Raw genomic sequence first — 13148 nt, 5'->3', positions numbered from 1 at the left:
GCCCTGTTCGGGCGGGCCCGGCGCTTCCTAGGAAGTGACTCGTTGCCAGGGGCTGCCGACGCCGTTGGGACGATATGACCACACCTGCTGGCCGCTGCTGGTTCTGACGGTCACCTGGACGAGGTCTCCGTGGACCTCGGCCTTGTCGATGCGGCTGACTCCGGCGGTGCCCGAGCGGAGAATCGGTTGGCCGAGCGGGTAGTCCCCGTCCTGCCTGAAGGATTGCAGGGTCTGTGAGACCTTGCCCGAGGGCGACCGCAGCGTGAGGACGGCGAAGGTCACCAGGCCGTCGCGGGCCTCGTAGAACGACACGTCCCCGATGGTGATGGTGTAGTGGGTCCGGTCCTTGGTGGAGTCGGCGTCGTAGATGTCGGCCTCACCGGCGCCGTTCACCGTCGTCACGCAGTAGAGGTTGCCGGATCCGTCGGAGTTGGCGACACCCATGAGAAAGCCCGTGTTGCGGAAATCGATCTTGCGGAAGTCCTTCGACGGCTTGCGGAACCTGGTCGGCCCGTCAACCTGCCGGAAGGCGCCATCGTGGAAGCCGTAGCCGCGCACCTGTCGGTCGCAGGGCATCCACCCGTCGCTCTGATACACCCCGTAGACGACCAGCCGGACGACGCCGTTCTTGACGGTGATGGCCGCGCGGGAGAACTCCGCGGTCATGTTGGCGGCGTCGGGCGAGTTGACGACGTACCCCATTGGCGTCAGTTCGCCGTTCGGGGCGACCTTGAGAGCCAGCAACTGGGTGGGGTGCACCGACCCGTCGTTTTGGCACGAGATGGTGGTGAGCAGCTCGTCGCCCGGCACGCCGTCGAGGTCGGCCGTGACGGGCCGCAGCTCCCCGATGGTCAGCTCGGCCTTCTGCGTCGTCGCTTTGCCGTTGACGAACTTCTTCTTCCCCTTCGCCGAGCACTGGTTTTCGAGGCCCGGAAACGCCGGGAGGTTGAGGGTGGTATTGCGCACATCGGCCGGCGGGACCACGGTCGTCGGCGGGGTGTGCGACGGAGTCGGCCTGGCCGTTGCGGTCGGGCCGGCCGGCGCCGTCGGACTGGCGGAGCCCGCCAGCTCGGGCGGCGAGTTGTTGCCGCGTGGGTTGGCCGCGTAGGCCGCGATCGGCACGGCGATGAGCAACGCGCCGACCACGCTGAAGGTCGTGAGGCGGGCTTTCCGGCGGAAAGCCACGGTGTGACGAACCGCGCCCGCACCCGGAGTGGGCAGGTGGGAGGATCGCTCGGTCGCGTCGAACTCGGTGAACGCGCCGTGGATGAGGTTGTCCAGCTCGTCAGACATGTGATTCTCCTTTCCGGTCATCCGTGAGGTGCTCGGCGAGGGCGGTGCGCCCGCGGCTGAGCCAACTTTTGACGGTGCCCTCGGGCACCTCTTCCTGCGCCGCGATCTCCGCGACCGACAGTTGCCCGAGGTAGTGCAGAACGACGGCCCGGCGCAGCTTCGGCGGTATCTTCGCCAAGGCCGCGACCAGCGCCACCCGATCCGGCGACGGGCCGTCGTGATGCTCTTCCCGCTGGCGGCGCAGGAACGTGGTGAACGTCTTCTGCCGCCGCAGCCGGCTGGTGGCCAGATTCCAGGCGACCCGGCGAACCCAGGCGTAGGGGTCGTCGTACTTCCGGATCTTGGCCCATCTGCTGTAGGCACGGCAGAAGGCCTCCTGGACCAGGTCCTGCGCCTCGGCCCGGTCACCGAGGTACGCGTAGAGCTGCGACCGGAGAACGTCGAACTTCGCCGCGTAGAAATCGTCGAAGTCGACCTGGTCATACGTGGCTGAGGCGCCACCTGCAGCCGCGGCTGCGGTCATCACTAGAGTCACGTTTCCTTCCTCCCGTGGTGCCACCCTCGTGGGCGACGATCCGAACACGTGCGAACACCACAGCGGGTTGCGTGAATGTCGCGGTGCGGGAGAAGAAAGCGTGCCTCAGACGCGGTGCTCGAGGAGTTGCTTCAGGGCATCGAGGTTGGCGGCCACCGCCGACTTGACGCGCGAGCCAGCCAGCGGCGCGATCAGCCGGGCCGCGCCGGTCGGGCGCAGGTCCATGGTGTTGGACAGGGTGGTGCCGCTCCCGGCCGCCGTCAGCACATAGCTGACCTCGGACTCGAAGGGCCCGAGCGGCCCGCGGAGCGCCAGCAGGCGGTCGGGCTCGAACGCCGTCACCTCGAGCGTCTCCTCGCTGCGGCTGGGCAGCGTCCTCGTCTGCAGATAGCGCGCGCCGACGCCGACCGGCCCCTCGGAGATCTTCCGGGTCTCGCTGAGCGCGTAGTTCCAGCGCGGCAAGTTCTCCAGGTCAGCGAGGAAGGCGAAGACCTCGGCCGGCGGGCGGTTGATCGTGATGGTGTTGGTGAAGTTCACGAACCTGATCTTTCGCCGACGTCGCCAGGCTGTCTGTGACTTTGGTAGTGCCGCAGATGCAGCCCGGCCGGGTCGAGGATGTGCACGCTGTCCGGCCGGGTCGCGACCAACTCGTCCTGGCGGAAGTCGCGCAGGACGCGGGCCACCACCTCGCGGACGGAGCCGACGGCGTCCGCCAACTCCTGCTGCGTGACGTGTGCCACGAGGCCGCCCTGCGGGCGCTGCTCGGCCGACGCCAGGTCGAGCAGGTGTGCGGCCACCCGCTCGCGCACCGAACCGAACGCGTTGACCGCCGTCTGCTGGAGCGTGTCGTACAACCGACGGTTCAGCTCTTCGGCGATCGCCCACGAGACCCTGGGGTCGCGGCGCCCGGCGGCGGTCAGCGTCGCGGCGTCGACCCGGAACAGGCGCGACGGGGCCAGCGTCTGTGCGGCCACGTCGGCCGGGCCGCCGACCAGGACCGCGATCCCCAACACGTCGCCGGGGCGGGCGTACCGGACGGTGACCTGGCGCCCTTCCGGTGAGGTCATGTAGACGCGCACGAGACCGTCGACCACGAGCCACGCCCGCGGCGACGCGCTCTCCCGGTAGATCGCGCCGCCCGCCGGGAAGTCGACGGTCTCGCCCCGCTCCAGCAGCGCGTCGACCAGGGCGGGCGGCAGCGTGCCGAGAACGCTGGCGGCCACCGCCGCGGCGAGGGTCAGGCCGCTGCCCATTCGGGCTTCACGGCGAACATGTCGGCCGTCTTCGTCGGGTCGGTGTCAACCAGGTCGCCGAGGGTCTGGTCAATCGCGGCCAGGATCTCGGGCGTCAGGTGTACGCCGGCCGCCGAAGCGTTCTCGGTGACCTGCTCCGGACGGGTGGCGCCGATGATCGCGCCGCTGATGCCGTCGGTCCGCAAGGTCCAGGCGATCGCGAGCTGGGCCATCGTCAGCCCGGCCTGGTCGGCCAGCGGGCGCAGCCGCTGCACCCGGTCGAGCACCGCGTCGCCAAGGACGCGGCCGATGAAACGGGGCGCGCGCCCCGCCCCGGCCGCTCGGGAGCCGGCCGGCGGGGCAGAACCAGGCAGATACTTTCCGGTGAGTACGCCCTGGGCCAGCGGCTGGAAGACGATCTGGGCGATGCCCTCGCGCCGGCACAGCGGCAGCACTTCCGGCTCGATGACCCGCCAGAGCATGTTGTATTGCGGCTGGTTGGCCACGATCCGGCGAGTCGGGCCCAGCTCGTCGGCGAGCGTGAGCGCCTCGGAGATCTGCGCCGCCGTCCACTCCGAGACGCCGATGTAGCGAACCTTGCCCTGGCGGACCAGGTCGTCGAACGCGACCAGGGTCTCCTCCAGCGGCGTCCGCTGGTCGAAGCGATGAGCCTGGTAGAGGTCGACGTAGTCGGTGCCGAGCCGGCGCAGCGACGCGTGGCACGACTCCAGCACGTGCTTGCGGGACAGGCCGCGGTCGTTGGGGCCGGTGCCGGTGGGCAGGCAGACCTTGGTGGCGAGCTCCAGCGACTCCCGCCGGACGCCACGCAGCGCTTCGCCGAGCACGACCTCGGCCTCGCCCTGCGCATACACGTCGGCGGTGTCGAAGGTGGTGATGCCCGCGTCGAGGGCGGCCCGCACACAGGCCGTCGCCGCGGCCCGGTCGACGCTCTCCCCGTGGGTCAGCCAGTTGCCGTAGATGATCTCGCTGACCCACAGGCCGGACCGGCCCAGCGCACGATGCTCCATCTGGATCAATGTAGAAGGTCCAGCTGACGCCCGGGCCAGCGGTCCCGCAGCCAGCGGTCGTGGCTGGCCACCACGATCGCGCCCGGGCCCTTGCCGAGGGCCTCCTCCAGCTCGTCGGCCAGGCGCGGCGAGAGGTGGTTCGTCGGCTCGTCGAGCAACAGCAACTCGGGCGGGTCGGCGAGGAGGATCGCAAGCGCCAGTCGGCGGCGCTGGCCGACGGAGAGCTCGCCCACCGGGCGCGCGGCGTCGCGGGGACCGATCAAACCCAGCGACCGCAGGGGTACGGCATCCGGACCTGACACGTCCGCATAAACCTCCCGCGCGGTGCGGTCGGGCCGGTCGAAGACGCTGTCCTGGGTGAGCAGGCCCACCCGCAGGCCGCGCCGGCGCCGCACCTCGCCCTCCGCGGCCAGCGCGCCGGCCAGCACCGCCAGCAGGGTCGACTTGCCGCTGCCGTTGGCACCGGTGACCAGCAGCCGGTCGGTGGCCGAGAGGTCGAGCCGGTCCAGCCGCAGCCGGCCCGGCACCACCAGGTCGCGGGCCGCGACCAGCAGGCCCTCGGCCCCGGCCGTGGCCAGCGCCGGCGCGCGGAACCGCAGCGGCTCCGGCGGCTTGCGCACCTGGGCGCGTTCGAGCTCGTCGAGGCGGCGTCCGGCGTTGCGGACCCGGCGGGAGATCTGCTGCTCGACCCGGCCCGTCGTGCGGCCGAAGCCCATCTTCTCGCTGTCGCGGGCCGGCCGGCCGTGTGCGACCTGGTGCGCGGTCACCGCGACCGAGCGGCGCAACTCGGCGAGCTCCTCCTGCTCGTCGGCGAAGCGGCGCTCCCAGCGTTCCCGCTCGGCGTGCTTCGCGGCCAGATAGGCGGTGTAGTTGCCGCCGTATCGGGTCGGGCCGTCGACCGCGGGGTCGAGGTCGATCAGGTCGGTGCAGACCGCGTCGAGGAACGCCCGGTCGTGGCTGGCCAGCAGCACGACACCGGGCATGCCGGTGAGCTGCTCCTCCAGGAACGCCGCCGCCGCGTCGTCGAGGTGGTTGGTCGGCTCGTCCAGGAGCAGCGCCGCCGGCCGGCGGATCAGCAGGGCCGCCAGCGCCAGCCGGCCGCGCTGGCCGCCGGAGATCTCGGCGAGCGTGCGGTGGTGCGGCAGATCGCCGAGGCCCAGGCCGGCCAGCACCAGGCCGGCGCGTCGGTCGGCGTCCCAGGCGTCGGTCTCCTGGGCGCGGTCGAGCAGCTCGCCGTACTCCTCGAGTGGTCCGATCGGGTCGTCGACCAGCGCGGCGCTGAGCCGGTCGAGGTCGGCGAGCAGCGCGCGCGACTCGCGCACCGCGTCGTCGACCACGTCGGCGATCGTCGCGGCCGGGTCGAACGGCATCTCCTGGTGCAGGAAGCCCAGGTCGGGTGGGCGGACGACGCTGCCGCCGTCGGGCTCGTCGGTGCCGGCGAGCAACCGCAGCAGGGTCGACTTGCCGGTGCCGTTCTCACCGATCAGGCCGATCCGATCGCCCGGCGCGGCGGTCAGCGACACGCCGTCGAGCACCCGGCGGCCGCCGAACGTGCGGACGAGATCATGGGCAAGCAGGGGGGATTTGGACATGGCGACACCACCGGCGAAAAATGGGAGCTTTCGCCCGCCGGGCAGAGGCCTCGGGCGCGGGCGCGGTTGGTGTCAGTGGCTCACATCGCCGACCACTATAGCGGCTGTGCGAGCACCCCTTCGATCGCCGCCGCCCAGCCGAGCAGCCGTTCGTCGGCACCGCGGGCCCCGGCCAGTTGCACGCCCCAGGGCAGACCTCGAGGGTCCTGACCTGCGGGTACGCACACCGCGGGCGCTCCTGCGACGCTGAACGGCACCGACATGACGGCGTGGCCGGTGTGGCCGATTCCACGTGGCGCGGTGCCCGGTGCGGCGGGAGTGACCCAGACGTCGACGCCGGTGTCGGCGTAGCGCGCGCGGAACACCTGCTGCCAGGAAACCGCCGCGGCGTAGTCGTCGGGCGTGACCGCCTGTCCCTCCCGCAGGGCCGCCACGGTGTCCGGGCGGTAGCGGTCGCCGTACTCCGCGAACCAGGCCGCGTGGGTGCGCACCAGCTCGAACCGGTTGATCGCCCGCATCCTCGCTCCGATGGTGTCCACATCGGACAGGAAGTCGGTGGTTCGCACGGCGAAACCCGCCCGGCGCAACGTGTCGAGGTGTTCCTGGAAAGCCGCCTGCGCGGCGGTGTCGGCCTGGGCGAGGTAGGCCGGCGCCGGCACACCCAGCACCGGCGGGCGGTCCTTCTTATCTGCGGTCCATGTTGGACAGATGATCGCGGCGATGCGGGCCGCGGAGGCCACATCGGCGGTGAACCAACCGACCGTGTCCAGCGACGGCGAGTGCGGCACCATCCCGTCCATCGGAACCCGGCCGTGGGTCGGGCGGAAGCCGACCACGCCGCAGAACGCCGCCGGGCGGATCACCGAGCCGAGCGTCTGCGAGCCGAGCGCGACCGGCACCATCCCGGCCGCCACCGCCGCCGCCGAACCGCTGCTGGAGCCGCCCGGGGTATGCGCCGGGTCGTGCGGGTTGACGGTCGGGCCGGGTGCGACGCTGGCGAACTCGGCGGTCACCGTCTTGCCGGCGACCACGGCGCCCGCTGACCGGAGCCGGGTCACCACGGACGCCTCCGGGCCGGCGAACTCCTCGGGCGGCAGTGTGGAGCCGGCCAGGGTCGGCAGTCCGTCGACGCGGAAGATGTCCTTGACTCCGACGGGGACGCCGGAGAGGGGGCCGGCCGGCGGGTTGGCCAGGCGGTCGCGGCGGCCCGGCTCGGGCACGAAGGCGTGGATCACCGGGTCGACCGCGTCGATCCGGTCGAGCCAGGCGGTGAGCGGGAGCGGGTCGGCCAGCGACCGCGGTGCGATCAGGTCGGTGTGCGGCATCGGGCACCAAACTACGCGAGCGACCCGGTCCCGGGCCGGTCCGGGGGTACGTTCGGAGCATGGCCGACGACTTCGAAACCGGGCCCGTGCCGTTCGAAACCGGGCCCGCGCCGCAGGCCGGGCTGCGCGAGTTCTGGGCCGGGCTCGGCACCGCGCGCCGCGCCGGCGTGGTCACCCTGGCGGCGTTCGAGGTGATCTGCACGACCGCCGCCGCGCTCGACCTGCTGCGTCGCCCGCAACACCTCGTCCGCGGCCCGAAGGCCCTCTGGTGGCCGGCGCTGTTCGTGCAGCCGGTCGGCTCGATCGCCTACCTGACCTGGGGCCGGCGCCTGCGCACCAGCAGCGACGTGCAGCCCTAGCCGGAGCACTGCCTCGGCGCTCTACACTGCGGCTCGTGTCGATGCGAGCCCTCCGGCTGACCAATCAGCTCGGTGTGGCCTACCTGGCCGTGTTCACCGTCGTGTCGGCACTCGGCGGCGCGCTGGTCGCGACCACGTGGATCCGGGCCGGGCTGGTGGCTGTGCTGGGCACGATCCTGTGGTGCCTCGCCCTGGTGGCGGCGGTACTCGTCACCTATCCCGCGAAGCCTCCCCGCACGGTCCTGCTGTCCGTGGCGTGGGTCCTGTCCGGGCTGCTCATGTTCGCCAGCGTGATGGGCTTCTACACCGCCGTCCTCGAAGCGCGCGGGAATCGGGTCGAGGCCACCGTGACGCAGGTGCGGGACAGCAGCGAGAAGGGACGCCACCTCTACTACGCGCTGGCGGATCCGGACGGGACCCGCATTCCCGGCGAGCTGGGCTCGTGGCCGGGCGCCGAGATCGGTGCGAGCGACAATCCCGAAGGTGAGGTCGGCGCCCGGGTCACGGTGATCCGCGACCCGGAGGGCCTGGTCGATCCACGCCTGCCCGACGACGTCAACGGTCTGGCCGCGGTGTTCGTCTGGGTCGTGGTCTTCACCCTGACCGCCGTGGCCTGCATGTTCGCCGGGCGGCAGCCGACGGACACGCCCGTGGTGCGCCGCCCTCGCCGGACCTGACCGCTCAGGCCGCCGACAGCACCGTCAGCAGTTCGGCCAGGCCGCCTTCGCGGGTCACCGCGCCGCCCACGCCGAGGGCTTTGGCGCCCGCGTCGAGGAAGTCGCGGGCGTTGTGCGCGCTGATCCCGCCGGTCGCCACGAACCGCACGTCGGGGAACGGGCCGCGCACCTCGCGCAGCCAGCCCGCGCCGAGCGAACCCGCCGGGAAGGCCTTGAGCCAGGTGCAGCCCGCCTTCACCGCGTGGTGCACCTCCGACGGGGTGGCCACGCCGGGCAGGTGCGGCAGGCCAGCCGCCGCGCTGGCGGCGACCACGTCGAGGTCGAGGCCCGGCGCCACGGTGAACACCGCACCGGCGTCGGCGGCGACCGCCACCTGCTCCACGGTCACCACCGTGCCCGCGCCGACCACCGCGCCGCGGGCCGCCGCGGCGGCGGCCACGGCGCGCAGGCATTCGACGGCCTGCGGGTTCTGGATCGGCACTTCGACGGCGCCGAGACCGCTGTCCCAGACCGCCTCGGCGAGCGACACAGCCCGCTCGATCGGCACGTTGCGCAGAATCGCCAGCAGGGGCTTGCCGTGCAGCAGCGTCGCGAAGTCGGTCATCTCACCCTTGGTCTCGCCCAGTCGGGATGGCAAGGTTACCCGCATGCTCCACGTGGTCAACCGCCGCTCGTGACCGACATCGTCGGCCTCGGTGAAGCGATGGTGCTCTTCCAGCCCACCGATGGCGAACCGCTCGACACCTGCACCACCGCCTCGGTGCACGTTGCCGGCGCCGAGCTCAACCTGCTGGCCGCCGCGGCCCGCGCCGGTGCCCGGGCGGCGTTCTGCAGCAAGGTCGGCGCCGACCCGTTCGGCGGCCGGGTGCGCGCCGCCGCGGCCGCCCTGGGCGTCGACACCGACCTGGTCGCCACCGACCCGGCGTTCCCGACCGGAGTGTTCTTCAAGGACATCCGACCCGACGGCGCGCGCCGGGTGCACTACTACCGGGCCGGCTCGGCGGCGTCCACGATGGACGAAGCCGACGCCGACCGGGCGCTGGCCGTCGCGCCCCGGCTGGTCGCCGTGTCGGGTCTGACCGCGGCGCTCGGTGCCGGCCCGGAGCGCGCGGTGGTGCGGTTGGCCCGGGAGGCGCACGCCCGGGGTGTCGCGGTCGCGCTCGACCCCAACCTGCGGCCCGGGCTGCGGCCGGTCGGCGAGACGCTGATCGCGCTGCTGCCGTACACCGGCTATCTGGTGTTGGGTCGAGACGAGGCGCCGGCGCTGTTCGGCACCGACGAGCCCGCCGAGGTGTTCGCCCGGGCCCACGCGGCCGGCGTCGGCGAAGTGGTGCTCAAGGCCGGCGCCGACGGCTGCTACTACGCGACCGGCGACGGCCCGGCCCACCTGCCCACAGCCGCGGTGCGGGTGGTCGACCCGGTCGGCGCGGGCGACGCGTTCGCGGGCGGCTACCTGGCGGCCCGGCTGGCCGGCATCGACACCCGCGGCGCCGCGTGGCTGGGCAGCCAGTTCGCCGCGGGCGTGGTGGCGACACCGGGCGACACCGAAGGGCTGCCGGACTGGGCGCGGGCCCGGGAACTCGTGGCGTCAGCCTAGGTTGGCGCGCATCCGCTCGGCCGTGATCGTCGCGTCGTAGCCCGGCGGCACGCCGTCGAAGAGGATGATGTCGCCGTCGATGTGCCGCAGCCGCAACGGCAGGATCTCCTGGTATTCGGGCGAGGCATACCAGGCGCGGGCCGCGTCGGCGTCCGGAAACTCGAGCAGCACCACCGTGCCCGGCCACTCCCCCTCGATGACCTCCACCTTCGGGCCGTGCGCGAGGAAGCGTCCCTGGAACGGGTCCATCGTGCCCTGGATGCGGGCGATGTAGTCGACGACGTCGGCGTTCGCGGCCGTGTTCTTCAGGTGGGCGATTGCGTAGGCGGTCATCCCGGCATCATCCCCCGGCACCGACGAGAAGATCGCCCAGGGGCGTGCGGTGGTAGAGCACCGAGCGACCCGACCGGGCCGCGTCGAGCAGGCCGGCGCGGCGCAGCGCGCGCAGGTGGTCGCCGGCCGAGCCGACCGGGACGGCCAGCGCGCGGGCGAGTTGGGTGGTGCTCGCCGGTTCGCGCAGCGCGACCAGGATGCGGGCCCGGGTGCGGCCGATCAGTTCCTCCAGCGCGGTCGACGGCGGCGCCGCGGGTGCGCCCCACCAGTCGCCGATGCCGCGGGCCGGGTAGATGACGCAGCGGTCCCACGGGTCGTCGGTGTGCGCGGCGATCCCCGGCCAGATGAACACCGACGGGATGAACGTCATGCCGCCACCCCCAACGGTGACCTCGCGGTCGGCCATCCGGGTCACCTCGATGCCCCCGGCGCGCCAGCGGACCCGGGAGTGCAGGCCGTCGAGGGCCGCCGCCCAGCCGTGCCTTGCCAGTTGGCCGGAGCGGTAGACGATGTCGCGCTCGCAGATCGCCCGCAGTTGCAGCCAGTCGGCGGCCAGCAGGGCGTCCCAGGCCCGGCGCAGACCATCGGCGAGCAGGTCGGTGACGTCCGACGAGGCCAGGATCTCGCGGGCGTCCGGGTCCTCGGCGGGGCGGGCGGCCAGGCTGACGGCGATCTCGGCCCGGGCCACCGCGAGCGGGACCGCGCGTACCGCTGCCAGGTCGTCGTCGATGGTCTGCAACGCGGCCCGGGTCGGCGGCGGCGCGACGAAGCCGGCGCCACCGTGCGGGTAGTGCAGGGCGAGCAGCGCGCGCATCGCCGGGTCGGTGCGGCGCAGCCGGTCGAACGCGGGTCGCAGCCGCGCCACCGGGCCGTCCGGCCGCGGCGGGTGCCCCTCGGTGCGGTCGAGCACCCGGAGCAGGTTCTCCAGCTCGAAGCTCGGCGACAGCGCGAACCGGCTGTGCAGCAGGTCGGCCTGGTCGACGAGGTAGCGGAGCACGCCTCGACGTTACGGCCAGAGCCGTAACGTTGGCCAGTTTAGCGCTCGGAACCACAGCCTGAGCGGGTGACAACGCAGACCGCCACCTACCGCGAGGTCTTCGCGGTGCCCGCCTTCCGGGTCCTGTTCGTCAGCCGGTCGATCGCGATCGCGGCCGACGCGCTGCGCATCGTCGCGCTCTCGGTGCTCGTGTTCACCGCGACCGGTTCGGCCTGGCTGTCGGCGGTCACCTTCGGCATCGGCTTCCTGCCGCAGGTGCTCGGCGGCGCCCTGTTCGGTTCGCTGTCCGACCGGCTGCGGCCGCGGCCGCTGATCGTGGCCGGCTACGGCGCCGAGTGCCTCGCCGCCCTGGCGCTGGCCACGCTGCCGATGCCGACCTGGCTGCGGCTCGCGCTGGTCGGGGTGGTGGCGATCGGCGCACCGATCTTCAACGGCGCGTCCAGCCGGCTGGTGGCAGACGTGTTGACCGGCGACGCGTACGTGCTGGGCCGCTCGCTGACCAGCATGGCCTCCGGTGGCGCGCAACTGCTCGGGCTCACCCTGGGCGGCGTGGCCGTCGGTGCGCTCGGCGCGCAGCGGGCCCTGCTGCTCACCGCCGCCTGCCACCTGCTCGGCGCGCTGATCGTGCGGTTCGGTCTGGCCGACCTGCCGGCCGTGCCGGCCACCGGCGGCGCGCTCAAGCAGAGCTGGTCGACCAACGCGGCGCTGCTCGGCGACCCCTGGGTGCGGCGGCTGCTGCTGGTGCAGTGGCTGCCGAGCGCCTTCGTCGTCGGCGCCGAGGCCCTCATGGTGGCCTACGCCGGCAGCCGCGGTTTCCCGGCCGCCACGCTGGGCCTGCTGATGGGCGGCTCGCCGCTGGGCATGTTGCTCGGCCAGCTCCTGTTCGGGCGGCTGGTCCCGCCGGCCGCGCGGACCCGGCTGGTGGCGCCGCTGATCCTGCTGCTCGGGCTGCCGCCGGTGCTCTTCGTGCTCAACCCGCCGCTGCTGGTCTGCGTCGCGCTGATGGTGGCCAGCGGAGCCGGGTTCGCCTACTCGCTGGGCCTGCAACGGGCGTTCGTCGACGCGGTGCCGGAGCGCGGCCGTGGTCAGGCGTTCGGGCTGCTCTCGACCGGGCTGATGACGCTGCAAGGGGTGGGGCCGGCGGTGTTCGGCGGGGTCGCGGCGGTGACCGCGCCGCGCTGGGCGGTGGCGCTGGCCGGTGTGGCGACGGTCACCACCGTGCTTCTGGTGCCGTCGCACCGATTCCTTCTCGACCCCGGTGCGGTCAACACCGGTAGAGGGAAGGAGAACGCTGATGGCCAGCACACAGTCCCGCGCCGTGGAGCGCATGTATCGGGCGTGGACGGAGAACTGGAAGAATCCACCGCCGGATCCGGAGCCCCGGGAGACCGACGACCACTGGGGTGACCTGACCGCCGAGCCGCGCGGCGTCGACTACATCGAGGTCGACGACGGGCTGTGGCTGGTGCCGCGCGGTTCGGCGGCGGACGGTGCGGCGCTGCTGTGCCTGCACGGGGGCGGGTTCATCAGTGGCTCCGTCTTCACCCACCGGAAGATGTACGGGCACCTGGCCAAGGCGATCGGGGTGCCGGCGCTGATCGCGCACCAGCGGTATGCCCCGGAACATCCGTACCCGGCGCAACAGGAGGACGCGCTCAAGGCGTACACCTGGCTGGTTGGTCGCGGGTTTGATCGGATCGTGGTCGCCGGTGACTCGGCCGGTGGCGGTCTGGCGATCACCAGCCAGCTCGCCGGCCGGGCGCGCGGACTGCCCCTGGCAACCGCGCTGCTGCTGATCTCGCCCTGGGTCGACATGGCCGTCAGCGGCGACAGCTTCGACACCAACGCGGCCAAGGACGGGTTCTTCTACCGTGACGTGGTGCAGGGGCTGGCCGCGATGTATATCGCCGGCCGCGACCCGCGCGACCCCGAGGTCAATCCGTTGTACGCCGACCTGACCGGCCTGCCGCCGATGTTCATCCAGGTGGGCGGCGACGAGACGCTGCTCGACGAGAGCCGGATGCTGGAGAAGCGGGCCGGCGAGTTCGGTGTGGAGGTGCGCCGCGACGTGTTCGAGGAGCAGCAGCACACCTTCCAGATGGCCGCCGGGCGCGCGCCCGAGGCGGATGACGCGATCAGCCGGTTCGCATCATGGGTACGCCCGAGACTGGAGCTGTGAC

The 13148-nt window shown here is 72.7% G+C and carries 15 protein-coding genes; 5 read left to right on the top strand and 10 right to left on the bottom strand.

The window, feature by feature from the left end; translation table 11 throughout:
• Positions 1-27: 27 nt before the first annotated feature.
• The 7 genes from DFJ67_RS29040 to DFJ67_RS29010 all read right to left on the bottom strand — a co-directional run bounded on the left by DFJ67_RS29040 (position 28) and on the right by DFJ67_RS29010 (position 7005).
• Entirely contained in the window at positions 28-1293 is a 1266-nt protein-coding gene (locus DFJ67_RS29040) for a hypothetical protein (RefSeq protein ID WP_116070950.1), read from the bottom strand.
• Positions 1286-1816 (bottom strand): RNA polymerase sigma factor, encoded by a 531-nt coding sequence (locus tag DFJ67_RS29035; RefSeq protein ID WP_116070949.1) that lies wholly within the window; start codon positions 1814-1816, stop codon positions 1286-1288. Before DFJ67_RS29035 ends, DFJ67_RS29040 begins: the two co-directional genes overlap by 8 nt.
• 117 nt (positions 1817-1933) lie before the next feature.
• Positions 1934-2365 carry an SRPBCC family protein gene (locus tag DFJ67_RS42935; RefSeq protein ID WP_170216037.1) on the bottom strand — a complete coding sequence of 144 codons (432 nt, stop codon included), beginning with the start codon at positions 2363-2365 and terminating at the stop codon, positions 1934-1936.
• Positions 2362-3081 carry a Crp/Fnr family transcriptional regulator gene (locus DFJ67_RS29025; protein WP_116070948.1) on the bottom strand — a complete coding sequence of 240 codons (720 nt, stop codon included), beginning with the start codon at positions 3079-3081 and terminating at the stop codon, positions 2362-2364. Before DFJ67_RS29025 ends, DFJ67_RS42935 begins: the two co-directional genes overlap by 4 nt.
• Complete coding sequence (locus DFJ67_RS29020) at positions 3066-4088, bottom strand: aldo/keto reductase family protein (RefSeq protein ID WP_116070947.1); 1023 nt, start codon at positions 4086-4088, stop codon at positions 3066-3068. Before DFJ67_RS29020 ends, DFJ67_RS29025 begins: the two co-directional genes overlap by 16 nt.
• A 5-nt stretch (positions 4089-4093) precedes the next feature.
• Positions 4094-5680: an ABC-F family ATP-binding cassette domain-containing protein gene (locus tag DFJ67_RS29015; protein ID WP_116070946.1), complete on the bottom strand. Its 1587-nt coding sequence runs from the start codon at positions 5678-5680 to the stop codon at positions 4094-4096.
• A gap of 95 nt (positions 5681-5775) precedes the next feature.
• A complete protein-coding gene (locus DFJ67_RS29010; protein ID WP_116070945.1) occupies positions 5776-7005 on the bottom strand; it encodes an amidase in 1230 nt (409 codons plus the stop codon).
• Positions 7006-7064: 59 nt separating this feature from the next.
• Between DFJ67_RS29010 and DFJ67_RS29005 the strand changes: the two genes are divergently transcribed.
• Both DFJ67_RS29005 and DFJ67_RS29000 read left to right on the top strand, forming a co-directional pair.
• A complete protein-coding gene (locus DFJ67_RS29005) occupies positions 7065-7364 on the top strand; it encodes a PLDc N-terminal domain-containing protein (RefSeq protein ID WP_116070944.1) in 300 nt (99 codons plus the stop codon).
• Positions 7365-7399: 35 nt separating this feature from the next.
• Positions 7400-8041, top strand: coding sequence for an MptD family putative ECF transporter S component (locus DFJ67_RS29000; RefSeq protein ID WP_147315646.1), 642 nt, complete (start codon positions 7400-7402; stop codon positions 8039-8041).
• Positions 8042-8045: 4 nt separating this feature from the next.
• Here the strand turns inward: DFJ67_RS29000 and DFJ67_RS28995 are convergent, their stop codons facing one another.
• Entirely contained in the window at positions 8046-8645 is a 600-nt protein-coding gene (locus tag DFJ67_RS28995; protein WP_116070942.1) for a bifunctional 4-hydroxy-2-oxoglutarate aldolase/2-dehydro-3-deoxy-phosphogluconate aldolase, read from the bottom strand.
• Between the two features lie 69 nt (positions 8646-8714).
• Between DFJ67_RS28995 and DFJ67_RS28990 the strand changes: the two genes are divergently transcribed.
• The gene (locus DFJ67_RS28990) at positions 8715-9638 is read left to right on the top strand and encodes a sugar kinase (protein WP_116070941.1); all 924 of its coding nucleotides are present in this window, start codon (positions 8715-8717) and stop codon (positions 9636-9638) included.
• On the opposite strand, the gene DFJ67_RS28985 is transcribed toward DFJ67_RS28990, so the two are convergent.
• On the bottom strand, positions 9630-9971 hold the full coding sequence (locus DFJ67_RS28985) for a DUF1330 domain-containing protein (RefSeq protein ID WP_116070940.1): 342 nt from the start codon (positions 9969-9971) through the stop codon (positions 9630-9632). The two genes, DFJ67_RS28990 and DFJ67_RS28985, sit on opposite strands and share 9 nt — an antisense overlap.
• Positions 9972-9978: 7 nt before the next feature.
• Positions 9979-10968: a DUF5937 family protein gene (locus tag DFJ67_RS28980; protein WP_116070939.1), complete on the bottom strand. Its 990-nt coding sequence runs from the start codon at positions 10966-10968 to the stop codon at positions 9979-9981.
• A 66-nt stretch (positions 10969-11034) separates the two neighbouring features.
• Here DFJ67_RS28980 and DFJ67_RS28975 point away from each other — a divergent pair, with 66 nt between their 5' ends.
• Both DFJ67_RS28975 and DFJ67_RS28970 read left to right on the top strand, forming a co-directional pair.
• Complete coding sequence (locus tag DFJ67_RS28975) at positions 11035-12375, top strand: MFS transporter (protein WP_116070938.1); 1341 nt, start codon at positions 11035-11037, stop codon at positions 12373-12375.
• Positions 12263-13147: an alpha/beta hydrolase gene (locus DFJ67_RS28970; RefSeq protein WP_116070937.1), complete on the top strand. Its 885-nt coding sequence runs from the start codon at positions 12263-12265 to the stop codon at positions 13145-13147. The genes DFJ67_RS28975 and DFJ67_RS28970 overlap by 113 nt, the downstream gene beginning before the upstream one ends.
• The last annotated feature ends 1 nt before the right edge of the window (position 13148 follow it).

Source organism: Asanoa ferruginea (assembly GCF_003387075.1).
In the GTDB taxonomy this organism is placed as follows: Bacteria; Actinomycetota; Actinomycetes; order Mycobacteriales; family Micromonosporaceae; genus Asanoa; species Asanoa ferruginea.
The sequence above is the reverse complement of the archived record's forward strand: the minus strand, read 5'-3'. Positions and strand labels throughout refer to the sequence as shown.

Bases quoted from the DNA above. Each gene is read 5' to 3' on its own strand.
- DFJ67_RS29040 (WP_116070950.1), bottom strand. From the start codon at position 1,293: ATGTCTGACGAGCTGGACAACCTCATCCACGGCGCGTTCACCGAGTTC.
- DFJ67_RS29035 (WP_116070949.1), bottom strand. From the start codon at position 1,816: ATGACCGCAGCCGCGGCTGCAGGTGGCGCCTCAGCCACGTATGACCAG.
- DFJ67_RS29025 (WP_116070948.1), bottom strand. From the start codon at position 3,081: ATGGGCAGCGGCCTGACCCTCGCCGCGGCGGTGGCCGCCAGCGTTCTC.
- DFJ67_RS29020 (WP_116070947.1), bottom strand. From the start codon at position 4,088: ATGGAGCATCGTGCGCTGGGCCGGTCCGGCCTGTGGGTCAGCGAGATC.
- DFJ67_RS29015 (WP_116070946.1), bottom strand. From the start codon at position 5,680: ATGTCCAAATCCCCCCTGCTTGCCCATGATCTCGTCCGCACGTTCGGC.
- DFJ67_RS29010 (WP_116070945.1), bottom strand. From the start codon at position 7,005: ATGCCGCACACCGACCTGATCGCACCGCGGTCGCTGGCCGACCCGCTC.
- DFJ67_RS29005 (WP_116070944.1), top strand. From the start codon at position 7,065: ATGGCCGACGACTTCGAAACCGGGCCCGTGCCGTTCGAAACCGGGCCC.
- DFJ67_RS28995 (WP_116070942.1), bottom strand. From the start codon at position 8,645: ATGACCGACTTCGCGACGCTGCTGCACGGCAAGCCCCTGCTGGCGATT.
- DFJ67_RS28985 (WP_116070940.1), bottom strand. From the start codon at position 9,971: ATGACCGCCTACGCAATCGCCCACCTGAAGAACACGGCCGCGAACGCC.
- DFJ67_RS28970 (WP_116070937.1), top strand. From the start codon at position 12,263: ATGGCCAGCACACAGTCCCGCGCCGTGGAGCGCATGTATCGGGCGTGG.